This is a genomic window from Paenibacillus sp. FSL H3-0302 (assembly GCF_037982245.1).
Lineage (GTDB): Bacteria > Bacillota > Bacilli > Paenibacillales > Paenibacillaceae > Paenibacillus_AQ > Paenibacillus_AQ odorifer.
This window is the reverse complement of record NZ_CP150284.1, coordinates 2,297,432-2,319,420: the sequence shown is the minus strand read 5'-3', so window position 1 is coordinate 2,319,420 and position 21,989 is coordinate 2,297,432. Positions and strand designations below refer to the sequence as shown.

16 protein-coding genes and 1 pseudogene are annotated in these 21,989 nt (G+C 43.3%); 7 read left to right on the top strand and 10 right to left on the bottom strand.

Annotated features, from left to right (window positions below):
* Position 1: 1 nt before the first annotated feature.
* The 4 genes from MHH50_RS10050 to MHH50_RS10035 all read right to left on the bottom strand — a co-directional run bounded on the left by MHH50_RS10050 (position 2) and on the right by MHH50_RS10035 (position 4,395).
* Positions 2–1,201 (bottom strand): saccharopine dehydrogenase family protein, encoded by a 1,200-nt coding sequence (locus tag MHH50_RS10050; protein WP_036679313.1) that lies wholly within the window; start codon positions 1,199–1,201, stop codon positions 2–4.
* A gap of 224 nt (positions 1,202–1,425) precedes the next feature.
* Positions 1,426–1,638, bottom strand: a complete 213-nt coding sequence (locus MHH50_RS10045; RefSeq protein WP_139331009.1) for a hypothetical protein — start codon at positions 1,636–1,638, stop codon at positions 1,426–1,428.
* 222 nt (positions 1,639–1,860) lie between these two features.
* Positions 1,861–3,351: a stalk domain-containing protein gene (locus MHH50_RS10040; RefSeq protein ID WP_340034265.1), complete on the bottom strand. Its 1,491-nt coding sequence runs from the start codon at positions 3,349–3,351 to the stop codon at positions 1,861–1,863.
* A 42-nt stretch (positions 3,352–3,393) separates the two neighbouring features.
* Entirely contained in the window at positions 3,394–4,395 is a 1,002-nt protein-coding gene (locus MHH50_RS10035) for a DUF4830 domain-containing protein (RefSeq protein ID WP_340034264.1), read from the bottom strand.
* 304 nt (positions 4,396–4,699) lie between these two features.
* Here MHH50_RS10035 and MHH50_RS10030 point away from each other — a divergent pair, with 304 nt between their 5' ends.
* The gene (locus tag MHH50_RS10030; protein ID WP_340034263.1) at positions 4,700–6,577 is read left to right on the top strand and encodes an LTA synthase family protein; all 1,878 of its coding nucleotides are present in this window, start codon (positions 4,700–4,702) and stop codon (positions 6,575–6,577) included.
* Between the two features lie 69 nt (positions 6,578–6,646).
* On the opposite strand, the gene MHH50_RS10025 is transcribed toward MHH50_RS10030, so the two are convergent.
* On the bottom strand, positions 6,647–10,249 hold the full coding sequence (locus tag MHH50_RS10025) for a M14 family metallopeptidase (protein WP_340034262.1): 3,603 nt from the start codon (positions 10,247–10,249) through the stop codon (positions 6,647–6,649).
* Positions 10,250–10,488: 239 nt separating this feature from the next.
* Complete coding sequence (locus MHH50_RS10020; RefSeq protein ID WP_340034261.1) at positions 10,489–12,237, bottom strand: alpha-glucosidase; 1,749 nt, start codon at positions 12,235–12,237, stop codon at positions 10,489–10,491.
* A 274-nt stretch (positions 12,238–12,511) separates the two neighbouring features.
* On the opposite strand from MHH50_RS10020, the gene MHH50_RS10015 reads away from it, so the two are divergent.
* On the top strand, positions 12,512–13,507 hold the full coding sequence (locus tag MHH50_RS10015) for a LacI family DNA-binding transcriptional regulator (protein WP_256717185.1): 996 nt from the start codon (positions 12,512–12,514) through the stop codon (positions 13,505–13,507).
* A gap of 48 nt (positions 13,508–13,555) precedes the next feature.
* Here the strand turns inward: MHH50_RS10015 and MHH50_RS10010 are convergent, their stop codons facing one another.
* Positions 13,556–13,762: a hypothetical protein gene (locus tag MHH50_RS10010; protein WP_076125006.1), complete on the bottom strand. Its 207-nt coding sequence runs from the start codon at positions 13,760–13,762 to the stop codon at positions 13,556–13,558.
* A 21-nt stretch (positions 13,763–13,783) separates the two neighbouring features.
* Positions 13,784–14,365, bottom strand: a complete 582-nt coding sequence (clpP, locus tag MHH50_RS10005) for an ATP-dependent Clp endopeptidase proteolytic subunit ClpP (protein ID WP_036679301.1) — start codon at positions 14,363–14,365, stop codon at positions 13,784–13,786.
* A gap of 243 nt (positions 14,366–14,608) precedes the next feature.
* Between clpP and MHH50_RS10000 the strand changes: the two are divergent.
* The 3 genes and pseudogenes from MHH50_RS10000 to MHH50_RS09990 all read left to right on the top strand — a co-directional run.
* Positions 14,609–14,710, top strand: a pseudogene (locus MHH50_RS10000) (sigma factor); the annotation flags it as partial.
* On the top strand, positions 14,708–15,637 hold the full coding sequence (locus tag MHH50_RS09995; RefSeq protein WP_340034602.1) for an RNA polymerase sigma factor: 930 nt from the start codon (positions 14,708–14,710) through the stop codon (positions 15,635–15,637). The pseudogene MHH50_RS10000 and the gene MHH50_RS09995, both read left to right, overlap by 3 nt.
* Before the next feature lie 472 nt (positions 15,638–16,109).
* A complete protein-coding gene (locus MHH50_RS09990; RefSeq protein ID WP_340034260.1) occupies positions 16,110–16,997 on the top strand; it encodes an NAD-dependent epimerase/dehydratase family protein in 888 nt (295 codons plus the stop codon).
* Between the two features lie 726 nt (positions 16,998–17,723).
* Here MHH50_RS09990 and MHH50_RS09985 read toward each other — a convergent pair.
* Positions 17,724–19,619: a methyl-accepting chemotaxis protein gene (locus MHH50_RS09985; RefSeq protein WP_340034259.1), complete on the bottom strand. Its 1,896-nt coding sequence runs from the start codon at positions 19,617–19,619 to the stop codon at positions 17,724–17,726.
* Between the two features lie 246 nt (positions 19,620–19,865).
* Between MHH50_RS09985 and MHH50_RS09980 the strand changes: the two genes are divergently transcribed.
* Positions 19,866–20,807, top strand: a complete 942-nt coding sequence (locus tag MHH50_RS09980) for a MerR family transcriptional regulator (RefSeq protein WP_076276388.1) — start codon at positions 19,866–19,868, stop codon at positions 20,805–20,807.
* A 107-nt stretch (positions 20,808–20,914) separates the two neighbouring features.
* Here MHH50_RS09980 and MHH50_RS09975 read toward each other — a convergent pair whose 3' ends face one another.
* Positions 20,915–21,376, bottom strand: coding sequence for a DUF2798 domain-containing protein (locus MHH50_RS09975; RefSeq protein ID WP_340034258.1), 462 nt, complete (start codon positions 21,374–21,376; stop codon positions 20,915–20,917).
* A gap of 135 nt (positions 21,377–21,511) precedes the next feature.
* Between MHH50_RS09975 and MHH50_RS09970 the strand changes: the two genes are divergently transcribed.
* Positions 21,512–21,928 carry a helix-turn-helix domain-containing protein gene (locus MHH50_RS09970; RefSeq protein ID WP_038569750.1) on the top strand — a complete coding sequence of 139 codons (417 nt, stop codon included), beginning with the start codon at positions 21,512–21,514 and terminating at the stop codon, positions 21,926–21,928.
* Positions 21,929–21,989: the final 61 nt, after the last annotated feature.

The window sequence follows — 21,989 nt, the reverse complement described above, 5'->3', positions numbered from 1 at the left end:
CTTAGTCTAGCAGCGTTGGCGAGAAATCTTCTTGCCAAGGCAGACCATGTTTATTCAAAGCTTCCATGAATGGATCTGGATCGAACTCTTCTACGTTGTACACGCCTGGTTTCTTCCAGATTCCTTTTATAATTAACATTGCTCCGATCATTGCAGGAACGCCTGTAGTATAGGAAATGGCTTGGGAGCCAACCTCTGCATAACATTCTTCATGATCGCAAACGTTGTATACATAATAAGTTTTTGGCTTACCGTCTTTAGTACCTTGGATGATACATCCAATGTTAGTTTTACCTTTTGTTCTTGGTCCCAGGGAAGCTGGGTCAGGCAGCATTGCCTTCAAGAATTGCAAAGGAACGATCTCTTTACCTTCGTACATGATAGGCTCGATAGAAGTCATACCCACATTCTCAAGCACTTTCAAGTGAGTCAGGTAGTTCTGTGAGAAAGTCATCCAGAAACGGATCTTTTTCACGCCCTTGATGTTAACAGCCAAGGATTCCAGCTCTTCATGGTACAAAAGATAAATATCTTTAGGTCCAATTTCCGGAAGATCGTAAACTTTCTTCTCAGAAAGTGGTGCAGTTTCAATCCACTCGCCATTCTCGAAATAACGGCCATTAGCGGTAATTTCACGAATATTGATTTCAGGATTAAAGTTTGTAGCGAATGGATATCCATGATCGCCAGCGTTGGCGTCTACAATATCAATGGTATGGATCTCGTCAAAATAGTGCTTTTGCGCGTAAGCCGTGAATACGCCTGTTACTCCTGGGTCAAATCCACTGCCGAGCAAAGCGGTAAGGCCAGCTTTCTCAAATCTTTCTTTGTAAGCCCACTGCCAGGAATATTCGAATTTCGCTGTATCTTGTGGTTCATAATTGGCAGTATCCACATAGTGCACTCCTGTTGCCAGGCACGCATCCATGATCGTCAGGTCCTGATATGGGAGAGCGACATTAATAACGACATCCGGCTCAAAGCTCTTGATCAGTTCAATGACTTCGTCCGTGTTATCTGCATCGAGCTGAGCAGTAGAAATCTTCGTGCGGCCTCCGGCTAATTTATCTTTCAGAGCGTCACATTTCGCGACAGTTCTGCTAGCAATGCAGATCTCTTCAAATACATCCGGGTTCTGGCAGCATTTATGAACAACAACACTTGCTACGCCGCCAGCGCCAATAATTAACGCTTTTCCCAAAATAAAAACCTCCTAAAATTCCATTTGCAAAATCAACAAGGCTGATTATACATAATATTTTTGAATAAATCAATAAAAACCGACAAAAAATGATGTGTTTTGTGTAAAATCTCTAAGAAATCTTGTTAATACTCTTAAATGCTCATATTTCCTCGATTATCCACGTGTATAGATCAGGTGTTTTGCTGGAACAGAGTGGATTTTCAGAAACTAGGGCAACTAGATTATTCTATCACAAGAGGGTTATACTTCATACGATTTATTTTAAAATCAATGAAAAATCTCACCACCCTTTCAACTCCGCCTAAAGAAGTTCGGTTTCCACACATTCCAATCAACAGCACTGCAACAAATACAAAGAGACCGTAATATATACTCTTACCCGTTTTTGTCCCAATATTAATCGTTGTTGCTATGCCCATCCGTTTCGCGCCCATAATTGAACGATCATTGGGATAATTATAAGTTGTCCCATTTTTCCAATATTCATCATCATCCGTATAAAGAATCCTCGAAAAGATTCCCGCACACATTCTTCAAAATCGCGTACGCTTTGTTTACGGTCATTGCATATCCCCCTAAATCTTCTGCCTTCCACGCAAAAAAGCTGAGCTCCCCTGAAGGAGAGTTCAGCCTAAAGCTTCTAATATATAGTCAACTTATTTATTGGAATTTATTCGAACGGCATAAGCATCTGCATCCCATTCTACCTGCGCCCCCAACATTTCACTTATCAATCTGAGGGGTACATAAACGCTATCATTAATGAAGACCGGTTTTTGATCTGTTGCGATAATCTTTCCATTAACAGTCGTTTGTACAGTTACCGAATTCAAGATCAGCGTTGTAGATCCCTTCACAGCAACCACAGCTCTCGATGGAACATCCCAACGAACATTAACTCCCATCTGCTCGAAGACTCCTCTTAAAGGAACATATGTCGAATTATTGATTAGTAACGGCGGCATAGTCAGTTCCATTTCATTCCCATTCAACAACACTTGAATAGATTTCTTCACCAGCTGAGGCGTACTCACCTCGATCTCTCTGACCCCCAGACCCGTCTGTCCAAATTCATTTGCCCCCCAGGCAAGGACATGACCATCTTTTAAGAGTACATAATGATTTCTGCTCCCTTTAGAAACGGAAACTGCATTCTGGATGCCTTTAGACTGTGTAACATTAATCTTGTTCTTATCGCCAACCGTCCACTGCCACACGGTCCCATCCGCCTTCACTGCGGAATCTGTTGTCAGCGAAATGACGTCTGTAAGTCCTGGAACCTGAACAGGCTTTAGAGCTTCTCCCAGATATGGATCTATGTAATTATTCCAAATCCATACTGTGCCATCCCATCTCAATGCCGCCCCATAAAGTCCATAGGCTCCATCCATATCAACCGCTCTATATTCTCCGCTTCCTTTAATAAGCGTAGGCTTTAAGATTACGCCCTTCTGAGTTCCCAGTGGTTGCTGTGATCCCCACACCCATACCTCTCCGCCGTTACCAAGAGCCACTGAATTATTCGATCCCGCTGCTATAGACAGGACGGTGGGTAGTCCCTTCACCTGCACCGGGGTTAGCTTGTTTTTCCGCGAATCGTCACCGAGTTCTCCTTGTTCATTGCCTCCCCACGCCCAGACCGTTCCATCTTTAAGAAGAGCTAAGCTAAAGGTGCCCCCCGCAGAAACAGCTTTCACATCTGTTAGCCCTTGCACTTGAACAGGCTCTACAAGAATCTTAGAAGACTGTGTTCCAATGCCAAGTTGTCCATGCTCGTTCCCCCCTACCGCCCACACTGTACCATCGTCCTTCAACATCAAGTTATGGCGATAACCACCTGAGATTTGCTTTACATGATCGATATGCATTTTGACGGGAGTATACGCTGGTGTGGTCGCCCCATTACCAATAGAGCCATACCCACCACCCCACGCCCAGGCTGTTCCATCCGCAGTGACGGCATACGCACTTCTGTCACCAGCGTCCAGTTGGGTGATGCCAGACAATAATTTCTTTTCTTCAAGTGAATTCACATTATCTGCTGCTGCCACTAAAGGTGAGACCATAGTCAGGCAAAGAACAGTCCCGACAACAACTCTACAAATCCGACTTACCTGCACTTTTGACATCAAACTTTGTTTAAACACTTGAGATCACTCCTTTTATTAAAAAATAGATAACGCAACAACTCACGGTCCCGTTCCAAAACCTCCAATCTTCCAGCCGTTAGCGTGTTTGGTCAACACTGCGAAGCGAATCTCCCGGCCATCTGGGGTATTGAAGACGGGATTTAGTGATTTCATATACAGATCGACCACAATATTTAACGTTGTGCGATCACCGATGTCTTTAATTTCTAAGCCAGTATCATAATCCATCACTTTATAAGAGGTAGGCTTAGCCTCAACAATACTTTCACTGAGAGCATTTTCACCACCAAAATCCGGGTTATAGAGTTGATGCGTTTGACGGTTAACCGTCAATGCAGTGAGTAAGGCATTAGGATTCAAACATGCGCGGGCACGGGTATGATTACCATCCTGAATAGCCTGAAAGAAAGCATCCAGAAGTTCGAAATGGCCTAATGAGGCTAAGTCACCATTCTCACCTTCCTCAGCAAACAAACCTTCTCTCTCCGTCCACTCCTCAAATGTAAGTCCTGTAATGTCGGTCAAGCTACGCTTCTTAATCGACGGCCCGATACTTTGAATATTAAATTCCAGCCACGCACCAACGGTATTCCCTGATTGCACAAGCAAAACGAGGTTGGAGGGATAAGAAAATTCTTTTTGTTCGCCAGAACCAGGTAAACCATCGACTAAGGAATACCGCTGCACCTCTACCGTGGTCCCCTTCAGCAGTGTCAAATCCAATCCTGCATCTTTAGAGAACTCATTCGCTAATTGCCAGTAAAGTCCCACTGGATACTCCCCCAACTTAACCTCCCAGTTCTGCGGTACCTCAACTGCAAATACCTCCGGATGGCTCTGAACTTTATAATCCAGTGTTTGCAAAAAGTCTTCGGGAATCATAGTTACTTGAGCAGATGTCGGCGTTACCTGTGGTACAGACGTTGAAGCTATAGAGGCAGCAGGTTCCACACCTATGGAGTTCTCCCCTTGATTACATCCAGAGTTTAAGAGTACAAAAAAACAAATCGTTACCATCGTTACAAACTGCCGCTTAGTCATCTGATTCCCGCCTCTCTAATCACTCCTCTATATTTAGACTGAGGAATATTATACAAAGTTGCGGGATACTGGAAATTATTAAAATCATTTTATACGCATAGGACCCTGTAGTTTGGGATTGGCGTTGATTTTACCTGCTTATGCGGCATAAATCGCCTGTTGCTTCGCTCTAGGGCTCTCGTCCACCTTTTGACACTTGTTAACTTCGAGAGCATAATAAGCTTCGGCATATTGCAACGGATTTCCATGAAATACAGGTATATGCAGGACCTTGGTGTAATTGCATCAGAGAGGATGATAACGAGTGAAAAAAGATTTTGATATAAAAAACAAACCCTTCCTAGTCTTTAGCTTCGTCCTGCTGCTAAAATGCGCAGTGGCCTGGTTCGTAGTTTTTAGCGACGGTCCTAACTGGAGCATGCTGCTGACAGAGATCCCATTTTTCTTTATCGTATTTGGACTCATAGAATGGATGGCTTCCAAACGAAAGTTTCTGTATTACATGATAGCCAACCTATTGATTTCAGTCATATATTTTGCCGTGCTAATGTATTACAAATATTACGGTGTAATTGCTACTTATCATGCCTTGGAACAAGCAGATAAAGTAACTAAGGTGGGAGAAAGCACATACTCATTGCTGGACCCTTACTACTTGTTCATTTTTGTGGATATTGTAGTTTTCATGTTTTTTATGTTCCGTCCGAAATATATTGCGATCTGGAAAGAAAGAGGTATGAACCGCCGCATGAACCGGACTGCTTTGTTTGGAATCATCAGTGTTTCTTTGGCGGTCTGTGTCTTTAATGTTTGGCCAAATCATGCCAGTATGAACGAGAACAAAAAAGCGGAGAGTATGGGGATTCTTAATTACGAGGTCTATACTATTTTTGCCGATACAAGGGAAACAGAAGAAATAATCGACAGCAAAGAAATCACGCAACCATCCATTAACGAGACCAAAGGGATTACAGAGCCTGTCTCACCGAAGTACTGGGCGGCAGCTCAAGGTAAGAATCTAATCGTGGTACAAATGGAATCTTTTCAGAACTTTTTGCTGGGCCTGAGCATTGACGGGCAGGAAGTAACACCCAATCTAAATAAGCTTTTGAAAAGCGAACATTATTTCAATAACTTCTATACTAATGCCGGGCAAGGAACAACTTCGGATGCTGAATTTGTAGTGAATACTTCGTTGTACGTTCCCCACCACGAGGTAGCCACTTCATCCAATTATATGGATAAGGCGCTTCCGAGCCTGCCTAAGTTGATGAAAGCTAATGGATATAACACAGCAACCTTTCACACCAATAGCGTAGAATTCTGGAACCGCAAAACCCTATACAAAGTACTAGACTTTGATAAGTATTATGATCAAGCATTCTATGGGGATGACGATCATATCGCATTCGGTGCTTCAGATGAGGTACTCTATGCCAAGACTGTTCCTGAATTAGTCAAAATGGATGCTAAAGATGATCCTTTTTACGCGATGGTCATTTCTATGAGCGCACATCACCCTTATAAAATGCCAGAGTTAAAAAATAAAATGACACTGCCTAAACGGTATGAAGGCACCCTAGTTGGCAACTATATTCTAGCTCAAAATTACGCAGATTATGCAATGGGACAATTCCTGGATCAATTAAAGTCCAGTGGTCTATGGGATGATAGCGTCATTGTCTTTTACGGTGACCATCAGGGTGTATCGCTATATTCCCTTGATGGCAACGAGAAATCGTTAATGGAAGAAATGGTCGGACACGAATATGGTTATACCGATATGTTCAATGTTCCTTTCATCGTTCATGCCCCTGGTGTAGGTGAACCTACCGTGTACAGCCAAACTGGCGGCCAAATCGACATTATGCCAACTGTAGCTAACCTGTTAGGGATTTCAATGAAAGACCAGCTCCACTTCGGAGAAGACCTGATGAACCAACAGACCAACATGCTGCCTGTCAGACACTTTTTGCCTACCGGCTCTTTCATTAATGACACAAGCATGTATTTAACTGGTGTCGATTACGACGATGGAGACAACTTTAATCTAATCGATGGCTCAAAAACAGAGGGCGGTTCGACAAAAGAACAATTTGACGCCGTTCAGCGGCTTCTAAATATGTCAAACAGCTACATTCAACAACTGCCGGATTTACCCTCTACGGATGATGCAAAGTAACTATAAAAAGAATGCCCCTCAGCCAAATAGCTGAGGGGCATTTTTGCATTTTTTATAAGAATCTAAAACTTAATTAAGCTTCAACATCCTATCGATAATCACTGCTGCTTGAGCACGGTTGGCAATGTTTTTAGGACCGAAGGTATCCGCAGTCAGACCTTGCACAATACCTTCCTGAGTTAGTAATGCCACCGCTTCTTTACCGTAAGCAGCGATTGTAGCCTGATCTTTAAAGTTAGCCAAAGCGGCATTTGTATCACTTACCGACTTGCCTTTAAATTTCTTAAGTGCATTGGATACAATGATTGCCATTTCCTCGCGTGTAATCGCACGGTTAGGATCAAACTTTCCATTGCCTACACCGTTAATCAATCCGTTCTTGACCCCGGATGCAATGTATCCGTAAGACCAGTCAGTAGCTTTCACGTCACTGAAGGCAGCGGATGATTTCACATCAAGCAGATCAAAAGCTCGCACGATCATGGTAATAAACTCGGCACGCGTCACCTCTTTAAGCGGAGCAAAGGTATTATCGCTCACCCCTTGCAGAATCCCTTTTGCCGCCAGCTCTTTAATCGCCGATGCTGCCCACGCCACCTTACCTAGATCCGTGAAGTTAGAACCTATTGGGGCTGGTGTCGCAGACGGCTGCACAGTTGGAGTTGGAGCTGGCGTTGGTGTTGCAGACGGCTGCACGGTCGGTGCAGGTGTTGATGTTACAGATGGCTGCCACGGTGTCGAAGGTATTGTTGGCTCTTGTTCATTCACCCCGTTATCCATACCATCCTCTTCAGTCGCCGCTGGAGCGGCAGCATAGATTGAATTGGCAAGCAATCTGAATTGATTTTGCGGATGATATTTATTCATCAGATCATTCGCAAATAACGTCACATGAATGTTGTCTGTATTGTAAGTAAGCGCCAATACTTGGTCTTGTGCAGCCTCGTTATTCGGCCACCAGCCTGCTTTGAAAAAGTCAGCGCCTGATCCGTATTTCGCCAAGATCTCTGCGCCTTCAGGCACTTTTGTAATATAAGCCGCGGAAACCGTGTAGAGGTATTCGCTATCGGCATAAGGCGCTGTAATTACATTGTCCTGAGAGACCTCAGCCTTAAACAATCCCTCATGAGCATCTTCTTTGCCATCCTTATTGACCGGAGTTGAATAGTCCAGTCCAGGGAGGACCTTAAGCCCTTTAACAGTTTTCAGCATCGTTCTTCCATAACCGATAAATGGTTTACCTGTAGCAATCAGATTCGTTCCCGAATTGATTAGAACATCTGCTGCCACTGTATCCGTAGTTACGTTAAATCCAAGATCCTTCAGCATAAATGCAGTCGCTCCTGCAATAGCTACCTCAGGAGCCTTAAGCAATTTACCCGTTCTGTTCTCTGAAGCACTAAACGGCACAATATCCAGCAGATATTTAGACGATACCGTTCTAAGGTTGGATCTGGAAACAAGGAAACTTCCCTTCTCGTAACCCGTCCCCCCATTCTCCAGCAGTGTCACTGCCTTATGGTTGGCTAGCAGCTCATTCACAGCTTTTATCGCATCATTGTTGCTGTTTTTAATCACATAATTTTGCTCGAACGGAGATTGATCTAGATTCGTACTAGGGATCGTTACACTGCTAACCTGTTCTGTTTTCCCAGTGAATGCTCCAACAGAACGGCTAATATATCGGTCAAAACCACGCATAGCCGAGAAATTCTGTACCGTATCTGAATACATCTCATTAAAATCCGAGACATCTAGTCCATCATACAAGACAAGATTCGCATAACCTCTTTTGGCTTGATGCATATTCACCACATAGGTTCCAGCCGGATAGACTACAGAATCTACAGTTACACTGGCTGTTGTCCGTTCTACTTTCACATTGTTACGCAGTAGGTACTGAACCATTTTGTAGGTTTCCAGATCATTTTTTTGCAAATCTTTTGCAACCGGAAGAATGTAATACTCAGGGAAGAAATTCGTATTCTCATCTACCCCTGGACGTCCAATGGACTCATTCTGTGCATTGATTAGATAATCTTTAACAGCAGCATTAGTATTCTCATTTTGGATACCCCGTTTGAAGATTTCCAATTGATTCAGGAACAGTTCCTGCTTGTTGTTGATCACATAATCGGTTGCCCCCAAAGCCGCATAATAAAAGGCATCCAGTGAATCTTCATTCAATTCAGGCACTTCAATCGTATGCCCAAGTGCTCCTTGATGCATGGCATATACAGCTGTGTAGGCCGGTGAAGCATCATCCCAACCTGTTGCATTCATTCCTTTATAGTTCGGATCCTGCTGTGTTTTTTCGTATTCTTCATAAGGGATATGGTAGGAATCATATTTAGTATTAGCAATTCCCGCCTTCCCCATGGCATTTGCTTGCTCAAGCATACTTGGCATTACAAGATCATATTCAATGTTAGGATCATGAGGTGGTGTGCAAGGCTCAATCAAGAAGCCACTTACAAATCCATGCATGTCCAAAAAGGTAAGCGGCGTCCACTTAGCAATTTGTGCAGTTACCGCTTGTGTCTCAGGCTGGGTCTGGTAAGAGTTGTCCCGATTTGGATCAAGCAGCGTTGAAGTTTGACGCGTGTTTAACGCGCGACCGTCAGGATTCTCTACATAATCAAGCAGGAAAATCACATGGTCAAGCGCTTCGTCGATGTTCAGAACTACCTTTTTCGGATTTCCATTCTCATCAGTGGTATCATAGGTGACAATTTGCTGTGTCATCAGCGTATCCAAAAACTTAATGATTACATCGACACCATTGGCTTCATCGGCATGAATGTTGTTCAACCAGATAGGTACCTTATAATCCTGCAGATCCCCGTCGTTAATTTTCTTTTGCAGGGCTTCAGGATCATTCATCATAAGCGGTAAGGTCTCGTTCAAATATTGATCTACTGAGGACTTATCCTTAGCAACAATAGAGAAATGAATGGCACGACCTTGAGTTGAGGTCCCAATTTGCTGATACTCTACATATCGATCATATTTATTATTGCTTTCAGCAGTAATCCTATCGATCGCCGGTTTAATCTCATCATATGTATGATAGGTTTCATATGGATTTAGTTTGACTTGCTGCTCTACCAGCACATCTCCAGCAGGTAATGTCCCGATTAGATTATAAATTCCCACTCGTTTGACGTACTCTGCACGTATACCCGTTAATGAAAGATTCTCTCCGTACAGCAAATCAAAATGAATTAAAGCCTTTACTTTTGAACCTGAGATCGGCTCATAGGTCACTGTTACGAAAGGATTACCTGAATAATCTTTCGCATCTTTATTCCATTTCTTCCACTCTGCCAGCGGCTTCATCTCTTCCGCCGTTCTGCCAAAATTCCAGATGATATCTTGAGGCGATGCCCCATCAGGAAGATCTAAAGTCAATTCTAATGTTCTAGCTTCCGTCATAGAAGCTTTGTATACTTCTGTGGAAACTGTCGCCGCTATTTGTTCATAGACAGCAGTCGCTACCGTAGTTTGTTCTGAAGAAAGCACCGCTGGATCAGCTGTGTTCTCCGTAGAAACCGGAGCAACAACCGCCTGCGGGTTAATTTCGGTTGCAACTTCACCTGCATATGCAGCTGGAAGCAGACCCGACATCATAAGTGTAAAAGCTAGTAATAAAGATAGTATTCTCTTGGACATTTTTTACCTCCTATAATTTTGTCTACTTTCACCCCAAATTGAATGAATATACACTTATATGAATCTGTATTCATAACATAATATAGTATTCTATTAATTTTGGGAACAAAAATAATAGAAAAAATAATATTTTTATACGACTCGCCTAAGTAAGCGCATTCATTTTGTGCAAGAGCCCTACACTACCGCAACAAAAAAAGCGCCCGGATAACCGGACGCTTTGAATTACAATGAATATATTAAACGGTTTCTGGAAAAGAAGCTTCACTTACCTCTTGTACAGGTACAAGTTCACTGCTACCCTCTTGCTCTACAGGTGCGTTAACCAGCATATACACACGGGACTCGTAAGGCCGTAATGCGACAGTCTCAATCGGCTCCGCAGGATCAACCTCATAGTTATGCAAGAGCAATTCACTAGTATCAAACTCCAAATCAAATGGAAGGTCAAACAGCGCTTCCTCTGCTGTCAGGTTAGACATGACCAGCAGTTTTTTATTTCCAAGCGTCCGCGTATAAGCATAAATACGTTCATCTTCAGGCAAAATGAGATCATATATCCCGTAAACAGTAACGGGATTAGCAGCCCGAAGAGCGATAAGCTTTTTGTAATGATGATAGATGGAATAAGGGTCCTGCTTCGCCCGCTCCACATTGATTTCCGTATAATTCGGATTCACCTTCATCCATGGCTTGCCGCTGCTGAAACCAGCGTTTTCAGAGTCGCTCCATTGCATTGGTGTTCTAGAGTTGTCCCGACCGTTCTTCCAGATTACCTCCATGACTTCTTCATGTGATTTACCGGCTTCAGTCTCCAAACGATACAAGTTCTTCATCGCCACATCATCGTAATCATCCATTGATTCAAATCTTACATTGGTCATCCCAATTTCTTGACCTTGATAAATAAATGGTGTTCCCTGCATCAGGAAATACATCGTAGCCAACGATTTAGCTGACTCTTTCCAATACTGGCCATCATTTCCCCAAGTAGAAACTGAACGCGGCTGGTCGTGATTTTCGATGAACAATGCGTTCCAGCCTCTGCCCTCAAGACCTTTTTGCCAACGGGAGAGCGCTGATTTTAACTGCAGAACATCCAATCCACCAGTCACACTCTTATTCCAAAGAGCTAAATGCTCGAATTGAAAAATCATATTAAATTTGCCTTGCTCTTCACCCACCCACGACTCCGCCTGATCAACATTTACACCACTCGCTTCGCCAACCGTCATGATGTCATATCGGTCAAACGTCTCCTGCTTGAGCTCCTGCAAGAAATCGTGAATCCCTTCACGGTTCATGTGCCCATCGCCAGACGGAACATACGGAAGATTCTGTGGATTCGGCAGATCGGGATGTCCGGTGATTTTTTTAATATGTGAAATGGCATCCACCCGGAAGCCGTCGATTCCTTTGTCCAGCCACCAGTTGACCATGCTATACAATTCACGGCGCACCTCAGGATTCTCCCAGTTGAGGTCTGGCTGTCTTTTGGAAAATACATGCATAAAATATTGCTCTGTGGCGGGATCAAGCTCCCAAATCGAACCGCTGAAAATACTCTCCCAGTTATTCGGCTCCTTCCCGTCCTTGGGATCACTCCAAATATAATAATCCCGCTTCGGATTATTCTTGCTTGAACTTGCTTCAACAAACCATGGATGTTCGTCCGAAGTATGATTAATCACTAGATCCAGAATCAGCTTCATGCCTCGTGCATGAACCTCGTGCAGCAGCTGATCAAAGTCGGCCATGCTTCCGAACTCCGCCATAATATCCTGATAATCCGAAATATCATAACCATTATCATCATTTGGGGATTTATAAATAGGACAGATCCAAATGACATTGATGCCAAGCTCCTGCAAATAATCAAGTTTAGAAATGACTCCCTGCAGATCGCCTACACCATCACCATTGCTGTCCATAAAGCTCCGTGGGTAAATTTGATACGCTGTGGCTTCTTTCCACCATGTTCTGTTCAATGCATGCAGCTCCTTCGTATTCATATACCCTTCACAGGAAAATATTTTCCCGAAATTCATTAGAATTAATAATTCAGTTATTGTTTTTAGCAAAAATTCAACTTTATCGTTCAAAACAAGCTTTTTTCAAGGAAATAATTTTCCTTCAGCGATCATTATAGGACCTTTTATTTCCTAGGTCAACAACAATCTTTTGGATTCTTGAAGCTATCCGTGATATGCTTGCGAGAGTTGAAACACCAAGTGAATCATATGGAAAGTTATGGTGATCTTCTTGAAGGTAAAGATAAAAGATATAGCCCAATTGGCGAACGTTTCGATCTCTACGGTGTCCAGGGTAATCAATAACAGCAAACCAGTTAACGATGATGTCCGTAAACGAGTACTGGAAGCTATTAAACAAACCAACTACCGTTCGAATGTCATCGGCCTTGAAACGGACAAAGCTAATACACAGCTGATCGGTGTGATCATTCCGCAGAATAGCAACACTGTACTGGATGACTTCAATGTTGGCATTCGCGATCTCGCGGATTTGTATGGATACGACATTATGGTCGGATTAACGGACGGCAGTGCAGAAAGTGAACAACATTATTTGAAGATGTTCCAGCGGATGGGGACAGAAGGAAATATATTTGTGGGTTCTATTCCAAACCATGAACATTTGGAGATCATCCGCAGCTCAAATACACCTTGCGTGCTTGTCGGGCAACAATCGCAGGTGGATACGATTCCTTCCGTTCATCTGGACAATATAACTGCCTCTTATGAAGCTGTTACTTATCTGATTCAAAAAGGTCATCGCAAAATCGCTATGATTCGCGGCTCGGGAGATAATGCGGTGGGTGGGGATCGGTATAAAGGCTATCTACAAGCCCTTATGGATGCAGGCATAACCTTAAGGAAAGAATGGGTAGTAGAAAGTGCGATGGCCGTCGAAGATGGGAGCGACGCCATGCGCCGAATTATGGATAGCGGAGAGTTACCTACTGCGGTGTTTTGCTCTACAGATTGGATGGCAGTTGGAGCCATGAATCATTTAACCGATAACGGTCTACGGGTGCCAGCTGATGTTGCCGTGTTCGGATTTGATAACAGCTTCATTGCCTCTATCGTTCGACCTAAGCTTTCCTCGGTTGAATACTCAGGAACGGAGATTGGGATGACCGCCACTCGAACCTTAATCAAGCTGATTAAAGGGGAGACCGTTGTGCCGCATCATGCAAATGTGGCTCATTATTTGGCTATTCGGGAAAGTACGGGTTAGGAGCTGTGGAGCTCCTAACCCATTTTTATACAGATGATGTTGTTGATGTTATTGTGTGAATCCTACTTTGGCTCGTTCACGCGTTTTGGTATCTAGAGAGATAGAACAGATCGAGCTGATTGGAATATAAAACTCTTCAAAATCCGTCCGATATTTGACGAACTTTTCACTTACCGTTTCCAGCACTCCTTTTGTAGCGTTGGAGCCATCCACAAAATAGATTGTTACCTCTTTTCCCTGCAAAACCTCCAGCATAGCCTTCTTCACTCCTTCGTCTTAGAGATTTGTGATGACCTTATCGATAATTCCGTATTCAACCGCCTCATCGGCTGACATGAAATAATCTCGATCCATATCTTGCAGTACCTTCTCTACCGTCTGCCCAGTTCGGTCCGCTGTAATTTGCACAAGCACTTCCCTTGCCTTCAAAATACGTTTGGCACTGATCGCAATGTCACTAGCTTGCCCCTGCGCCCCACCATGCGGCTGATGAATCATAATCTCGCTATTCGGCAAGGCATAACGTTTCCCTTTGGCCCCAGCCAATAACAACAAAGAACCAAAAGAAGCCGCCATTCCTGTACAAATGGTATTCACCGGCGGTTTAATAAGCTGCATCGTGTCATAAATACTGAAGCCTGCGGTGATAGAGCCACCTGGACAATTAATATACATGTGTATATCTTTATCCGGATCTTCTGCTGATAAAAACAATAACTGGGCAACAATACTGTTAGCCAGCTGATCCTCAATTTCCGCACCTACGAACACTATCCGGTCCTTCAACAGCCGCGAATAAATATCGTAAGATCTTTCACCTTGATTCGTTTGTTCGACTACATAAGGAACGTACGCCATCCGTATTCGACCTCCATCTGTTTTAGAGTTTTGAAATCTACCCTGTAAACGGATTAGTATGGGGATAGGATACGTTAGGCGTGAGAATTTTTATTTTTTAAAATTGCGTATCTTAATTTCCTGCTCATTCGTTTATTATTAGAAGTAATCGAAATCACCTTACTGGAAAAGGAGTTATGCAGAGTGATCATCCTTGAGAAGCTTAGCACCGGAGATGCGCCGGATGAAAGTAACACCAGGTCTTTGCAGATAGCTCTGAAGCGATATTGTCTTGCATTGACACAATCCCCGTGGGATGCCGATGATTTAGCTCAGGATACATGGGTCAAGGCCCTAGGTTATATGAAGACTTCGGACTCAACGAGCGCAAATAATGGGAACAGTCCAATGAATGAAGTTAAACAAAATAAAGAAACCATTGAAAATGATAAAGCTAATGAAGCTAATAGAGCTAATAGAGCTAATGGAGCTAATCAAAAACTTGAAACTAATCAAACTAATCAAACTAATCAAATGAACTATACGGTTTCTACGGCTGCAACGGCTGCAAAGGCTGTAACGCCATCTAAGACTGCAACGTCTGCTAATACTGCAACGTCTGCTAAGGCTGTAACGCCATCTAAGACTGCACCGTCTACAAAATCTGCAATGCATTCTACGATTCCTACAAATTCTACTCATCATACCCGTTCTACAAATCACCCAAATCCTGAGGCATTGCTTTTTCGGATTGCCCGAAACACATGGATTGATATCATGCGGCGAAAAGCCACCTTGTCACGAGTGTTGGAGCTGGATCAGTCCCCCACTGAGGCCTCTGCGGAGTATGGTTCATTTGAGATCGAAGCTGCTTTTCAAGCACTACAGGGTCATTTGTCTCCGCTGCAACAGGCGGTGTTCCTGCTTCGAGATGTATTGGGACACTCTGCAATGGAAGCTGCCGACATTCTCGATACCACAGAAGGGGCAATAAAAGCCGCTCTGCACCGAGCCCGGCAAGCCCTCCCTCTCGTAAGACAAGAGCTGCTTCAGGCCGATGGTCCTTCCTTACCACAGGACACAGCCATGCAGATCGTCTTGAGCCGCCTTGCAGCCGCGTATGAACATGGGGAAATTGCCGAGCTGATCGAGCTTGTATTTGCGGACGAAAGCCAGGAACCTGTAATGGCGGTATCGAGCCAAAGCTTACAAGGCTTCCAGACCTTCCAAGCTGGTGGATTCAGTTCAAACAGCTGGAACTATACCACGCCAGGAATGTGTATGGTGGCGTAGTTTTTCGTTAAGCTGGATCTCGGGCAGCTAAGTGTCTCGTTACGTTAAAAACGAGTAGATATATTTGCGAGTAGTGCGCTTAATGTGTAATTAGCGTTTGGGCGGTTTGTGGTAACTAGCTACAAACGTTGCATATTGTGCAACAGAATCCGCCGTCCTGGCAGCAAAAATTGAATCTGCTGCACTCTCTGCAATAGATTCTAGTGAAAAGTTAGTTTAATGCCACTTGCTCATCCATTGATTGTATAGAGTGCAATAGGATCAAATTTTCTCCACTCTAATACGAATTCTATTGCACGAGGTACAATCAAACTAACTCTTTCCCTTTAGTCCAATTTGTATCACTCAAAACTCAATACATTGCTGCTGATCTGGCTGATCCCGCTGCTTATCTACAATGAGTCAGAAGCTTTATATAAACCAATAAACAGTCGTTTTAATAACCATTAATAGCAATCAAGGAGTGAGGTTGATGAGGAAGATTCTTATTTTAGGCGGCACACGCTTTTTTGGAAAACGTTTGGTCGAGCGTCTGCTTGAGGATTCTAAGAACGAAGTAACCATATTAACGCGCGGGGAAACAAGCGATCCTTTTGGCAATCTCGTTCACCGGATACAGGTAGATCGGTCTCAACCGGAGGCCTTCGCTCAAGCATTAGGTGATACGAGTTGGGATGTAGTTTACGATAATATTTGTTTTTCACCTGATGAAGCGGATCAGGCACGCCGTATTTTTGACGGCAAAACCACACGTTACATACTGACTTCAAGTTTATCTGTCTATGATTTCAGTGAGCAAGCACTGACGGAAGAGATATTCGATCCTGAAACGTACCCAATTCGTTATGGAGGACGAAAGGATTTCACCTATCAGGAGGGGAAAAGACTTGCGGAAGCTGTCCTTATCCAACAAGCTACGTTCCCGGTAGCCGCTGTCCGCTTTCCGATTGTTCTGGGAACTGACGATTATACACGAAGACTCCATTTTCATATTGAACATGTACGTAACGAACTGCCCATCGGGATTCCGAATCCAGATGCAAATATCTGTTTTATCCGTTCGGACGAAGCTGCTGATTTTCTGTATTGGCTCGGCAACTCGACGGTGACGGGTCCTCTCAACGCTTGCTCAGACGGTAAGGTTAGTATTAAAGACCTTATCTCGCTGATTGAAAAAGAGACCGGAAAACAAGCCGTCATTCAAAGCGAAACAGCGGATGCGCATAATTCTCCATTCGGGATCACACAATCCTGGTTTATGGATACAGCTAAAGCTCAATCGGAGGGATACAAGTTTCTCACTCTAAGCGACTGGCTCCCAGAGTTAGTTAGCACCCTAAATCAAACGTACGAGGACTAATTACTAACTATGTTACTACGATAAAAAGCTGGCTTTTCGTGGACAACTCCCACGAATGAGCCAGCTTCTTCATGTAACCAAACACAATTATACGTTGATTTAATTGCACTCTATACAACTATTTTCAGGTATGTGTACTCCCACCTGGTTTTAGTTGTATTTCATGCAATTATATCCCCACCAAACCACCGTTATCGTCATTTCGCCTCGAAATAACTGCACTAAATACAACTAAACCCTAATCAAGCTAAATACAAACTTTTTTAGTTGTATAAAATACACTTAAAATCAAAACGGCAGGTAGAACCTCACTAAGCGCTAAACTTTAGCCTCTCATCTCTAAACTCTATTCTATAAACTCTAATCTCTAGACCCTACTCCCTACTCCCTACTCACTACTCCCTTCTCCCTACTCCCTACTCCCTACTCACTACTCCCTTCTCCCTACTCCCTACTCACTACTCACTACTCACTACTCACTACTCACTACTCTCTACTCCCTTCTCCCTTCTCCCTTCTCCCTTCTCCCTTCTCCCTTCTCCCTTCTCCCTTCTCCCTTCTCCCTTCTCCCTGCTCTCTACTCCCTACTCCCTACTCCCTACTCCCTACTCCCTACTCCCTACTCCCTACTCCCTACTCCCTACTCCCTACTCCCTGCTCCCTTCTCTATTCTCTATTCTCTATTCTCTACTCCACCTTACGCTACGAATGCCATTTCCCGCTGAGCTAAGCAGAGATTGTCAGATAAGCCCCCTCTTTAGAACCGTCTGCATTTGGTGTACCACCATCATTTGGAGTACCGCTATCATCTGGAGGATCACCAGCACCTAATGTATCATCTCCTAATACGTCTCCTAATGTGTCCCCGGCTTCTGGATTGCCAGCATGCTTTGTATCCCTGTCACCTTCATATCTGACCCCATCGTCCCCATCCGAATCAATCTTAAAAATGTTGATTTCTTTGAATAAATTCTGCGAAATTTCATTAATCTCAATGGCTTGACGGGCTATATCACGGATAGCATGATCCTGCTGTACGCTGGAGGCGTTCACCTCTTGTACCCCTGCCGCAGTTTCCTCGGCGATGGCCGCGACGGCATGAACAGATTCCGCGAGTCTACGGTTCATAGTCTGAGTCATATCCACTTTGTCGTGAATTTGCCCAATCTGTTTACTAATCTCCACAATAGAATGATCAATCGCTTCAAAAGAGGACAACGTTTCGGCCACTTTATGATCCTGTTCCTCAAGATTTCCTTTGGTCACCAGCATATATTGCTGGAATTCATCCATCCCGGATTGCAGCTCGCTAATAATCTGACTGATATGTACGGAGGACTCTTTGGTCTGCACAGATAATTGTCTTACTTCATCAGCGATGACAGCGAACCCTTTTCCGTAGGCACCTGCCCGGGCTGCTTCAATTGCTGCGTTAAGTGAGAGGATATTGGTCTGATTAGATATATCTGTTATGGATTTAGTGATGCGCGAGATGTCCTTTGATTGATCACTCAGTTTGGTTAAAGCCAGATATACTTTATTAACAGATTCTCGCGAATGCTCAGACACCTCCCGGAGGGCGATGACGGATTCAGATCCTTTGCGAGTATTGTGATTAGCCGTTTGACTGGTAGCCAGCATAACCTCGGTATACTCCGTGATCTCATTCACTTCACGTTCCAGCTCCTGAATCAGGCCAGCGCTCTGCTCAGATTGTCCTGCCTGCTGTTCTGCGCCTACCGAGATTTCCTGTATAGTGCTTACGATATCTTGATTCGTATGCGCCGTTATAGATGAAGATTCTTGAAAAGAATGCGAATAAGTTGCCAGCGAAGAGGCTACTGACTGGGTATGCTGAAGCATTTCCCGGACCCGCTCCACCATATGATCAAAATGATGACTCAAACTGCCCAACTCATCGTTGTAAGGTGAATTAATCTGCTGACGCAAATCTCCTTCGGCAATTTTTCGCAGAGCCACTTGCAGTTTATGAATAGGATTCAGGAAGGAACGTATGAGCATAACCGCAATCACTAATGTGAAAATAAACACTAGCACAGCTGCGTAAGCAACTATAGAGGTGGTCAGATTAAGCAGATCAAAAGAATACTCCTGTGCTTTTTCTGCATTCTCTGCTGCTGCCGTATACAATTGTTCATTAGTCACTAGCATGACTTCACTCAACGCTGTAGCTTTCGTATGTAATTCATCGATTTGTTCCAGCACACTCATGGGATCAAGCTGCTCGTCTTCTATGGTCTTTACCAATTCGTCAAAATATCCCGTATATTCCCCAATCTGACTATGTAATTGTTCTAACTCTTTAAATGCCGGCGAACCTGCCGCAAAATTCACCGTCGCCAACTCTTTAGTCAGCTTTGTTTGCTTGTCCTTAAAAGGTTGGACGAATTCCAAATCACTCGAACCCGCTAACGAAGATTCTACCGCATTCATTTCCTGCAGCAGTTGCGTAATTATAGACACGGTAATTCTTTTTTCCATCTCAGCTTTTTGCGTTTCCATAGAAATCTCCACTTGGCTGATTTTATGGTTTTGATAAAACGCTACTCCCAAAAAGAAAAGAACAACGGCGGAAAAACTCAAAATCAACTTCCATTTCATAGTTAGATGCATAGACCTAGCTTTCAACAATATCATCCTCCGTATAAAGCCTCATATTGCAATAGGTACATTCTACCAATATCTTGATTGTAGAAGCTGGACGTTAAATACTGGACAATGTTTTGTATGAGAAATGTAAATTATCTCGAATACCCAATCATTAATTCTCCTTGCAATTGACGTAACGTTAAATGCTAAAATAATCCACATAAGGCGCCTTATCAAACTATGAAATGGGAGTTGTCTATGAGCGGATTTGTTACCATTGATAAGCTTTCTGCGCAATTCGGACTGACGAGTCGGACTCTGCGTCACTGGGAAGCACAAGGATTGTTTGAAAGTAAGCGGGATAGCAGCTCTGGCTGGCGGATTTATGATGAGAAAGCAATACTCGCCATTCGGGTTACCTCATTATTAAGAAAGCTGGATATTAGCATCAAGGATATTGGAACCGTGCTTAAAAATATGTCCGTTCAGTCCATGTACGAAGCGCTCAGCCAGCAAGCGGCTTCTATTCACAATCAAAAAACAGAACTAACAAATAGAGAAGGTGAAATCCATCTCTTTTTACAGTGGATATCCGCCCATCTCGAGGAACCCATTACAAATCAATTATTATCTGAACTAAACGAAAAGTCATGCAGTCCATCGGATGGTATGACTGAAACTGAGGAGGTTATATCTATGCCAACTATTAATCACTCTACCCCTATTCATGTAAGATTCGTTACTCTTCCAGCTATGAGATTTGCCTACAATGTTGCGGTTAGTACCTCACCAGAAGATGAAGCTATGATCCCAGTTAATGAATGGCTGGAAGCTAGTCAACTATTAGGCACAGCACGGCTGTTTGGCGGCAATACTAACCCGCACCCAAGTGGTGAGAATAAACCTTACGGATATGGATTCTGTGCCTCAATTCCGGAAAATGTGAAGATACCAGCTCATCTAAAGGAAATGCGGCTCGACGGCGGCCTCTATGCTCTGACAGAAAGCACTGATGATATCTACGGCTCATGGCAAGCCCTAATGGGGTATCTGGATAATCATCCTGATTATCAAGCGGATCACAATTCCAGATTATGTCTGGAGGAGCATATCCGCAACGATAGTCCCAAAGGTAGCGGAAATGAGTATGCCCTAAATCTACTCGAACCTGTAAAAAAGAGAGTTCACGCGCTTGCGTAAACGAGCGAGCCATAGATAAACGTTTCTCATCTAAAAAAAACGCTCTCTTCTGCTTATTCGGCAGACGGAGAGCGTTTTGTTGTACATTGCTTCTATTGATTTATTCCCTACGCAGACACAGCTGGAGTAATTTTCACAAAAATAAATCGTGTAAGCGGCCCAACTAAAATGATTTGCAGTGGAAGTGCAAAAATAAAATTTTTACCTATGGCAGACAGATAAGCTCTTGGTAGCTCAGCAGAAAATCCAACATGGAGAACTGCGCCATAGAAGGACATGAACAATACCATTCCGGTCACCATAAAAAAGGATATGAACATGATTTTTTTGATCATCGGATCATTTTCTTTAACCAGCTTATGCGCGATCCCCTTCGCAACCTTGCCTACAACAAATACATCTAGAATGAGTGCAACTATAAATGCAGGCAAGTAGCCGACGATCACATCCTTAACTAACGTGCCTGACCAACCCTCCATTAGTGCTACATTGTAAATACTCATCCCCAGTACCATCAAAAAACACATGATGAACGTAAATAAAAATGCTTCTTTTTTGTTTTTTCCCATCTTCAAGCTCCTTTTATCTCTGTATTGTCAACTTGGATTACAATAACACAAATTCTCAAATCAAGTCAACCAAGTTGACAATAATCGCAAATGACTTATACTGGGATAAACGAGCCATCATTTAGGAGTGTTCTAATGAATAAGCAGCTGCAAAAAATGAACCTGATTGATTTACTCAGTGAGAAGCATCTAGCTTTACGTAAAATAGTGACAGACAAAGACCCGGATCAAATCAATAAGACCGAATCCCACATTCTTGCAGTTCTTGAGGCCCGAGAAATGTTATCGATCTCAGAAATCAGTAGAATAATTCACATTTCAAGACAGGGCACGCATAAAAGCATTCAAGGCATGTTATCCCGTGGTTATGTTGAAGCCGTTGAAGTCGAAGGAAATCAGCGTGACAAAAATATTGTCCTCACTCCAAAGGGTATAGAATGCAATAACAGAATGATGATCACCAAAATTGAATTAGAGCAGCAGATCGCTGCCAAGCTGGGAGTAACAAATGTAGAGCTTCTTAAATCTTTGCTAAAAGAAGATTGGCTCTAATCTCCAGCAAAAAAAGCCGCAGAGTTGTTTACTCTGCGGCTTTAAAAAGATTGAATTATTT

Bases quoted from the DNA above. Each gene is read 5' to 3' on its own strand.
- MHH50_RS09980 (WP_076276388.1), top strand. From the start codon at position 19,866: ATGAGCGGATTTGTTACCATTGATAAGCTTTCTGCGCAATTCGGACTG.
- MHH50_RS09975 (WP_340034258.1), bottom strand. From the start codon at position 21,376: ATGGGAAAAAACAAAAAAGAAGCATTTTTATTTACGTTCATCATGTGT.
- clpP (WP_036679301.1), bottom strand. From the start codon at position 14,365: ATGGCGTACGTTCCTTATGTAGTCGAACAAACGAATCAAGGTGAAAGA.
- MHH50_RS10025 (WP_340034262.1), bottom strand. From the start codon at position 10,249: ATGTCCAAGAGAATACTATCTTTATTACTAGCTTTTACACTTATGATG.
- MHH50_RS10045 (WP_139331009.1), bottom strand. From the start codon at position 1,638: ATGGGCGCGAAACGGATGGGCATAGCAACAACGATTAATATTGGGACA.
- MHH50_RS09985 (WP_340034259.1), bottom strand. From the start codon at position 19,619: ATGAAATGGAAGTTGATTTTGAGTTTTTCCGCCGTTGTTCTTTTCTTT.
- MHH50_RS09990 (WP_340034260.1), top strand. From the start codon at position 16,110: ATGAGGAAGATTCTTATTTTAGGCGGCACACGCTTTTTTGGAAAACGT.
- MHH50_RS09995 (WP_340034602.1), top strand. From the start codon at position 14,708: ATGAAGACTTCGGACTCAACGAGCGCAAATAATGGGAACAGTCCAATG.
- MHH50_RS10035 (WP_340034264.1), bottom strand. From the start codon at position 4,395: ATGACTAAGCGGCAGTTTGTAACGATGGTAACGATTTGTTTTTTTGTA.
- MHH50_RS09970 (WP_038569750.1), top strand. From the start codon at position 21,512: ATGAATAAGCAGCTGCAAAAAATGAACCTGATTGATTTACTCAGTGAG.
- MHH50_RS10010 (WP_076125006.1), bottom strand. From the start codon at position 13,762: ATGCTGGAGGTTTTGCAGGGAAAAGAGGTAACAATCTATTTTGTGGAT.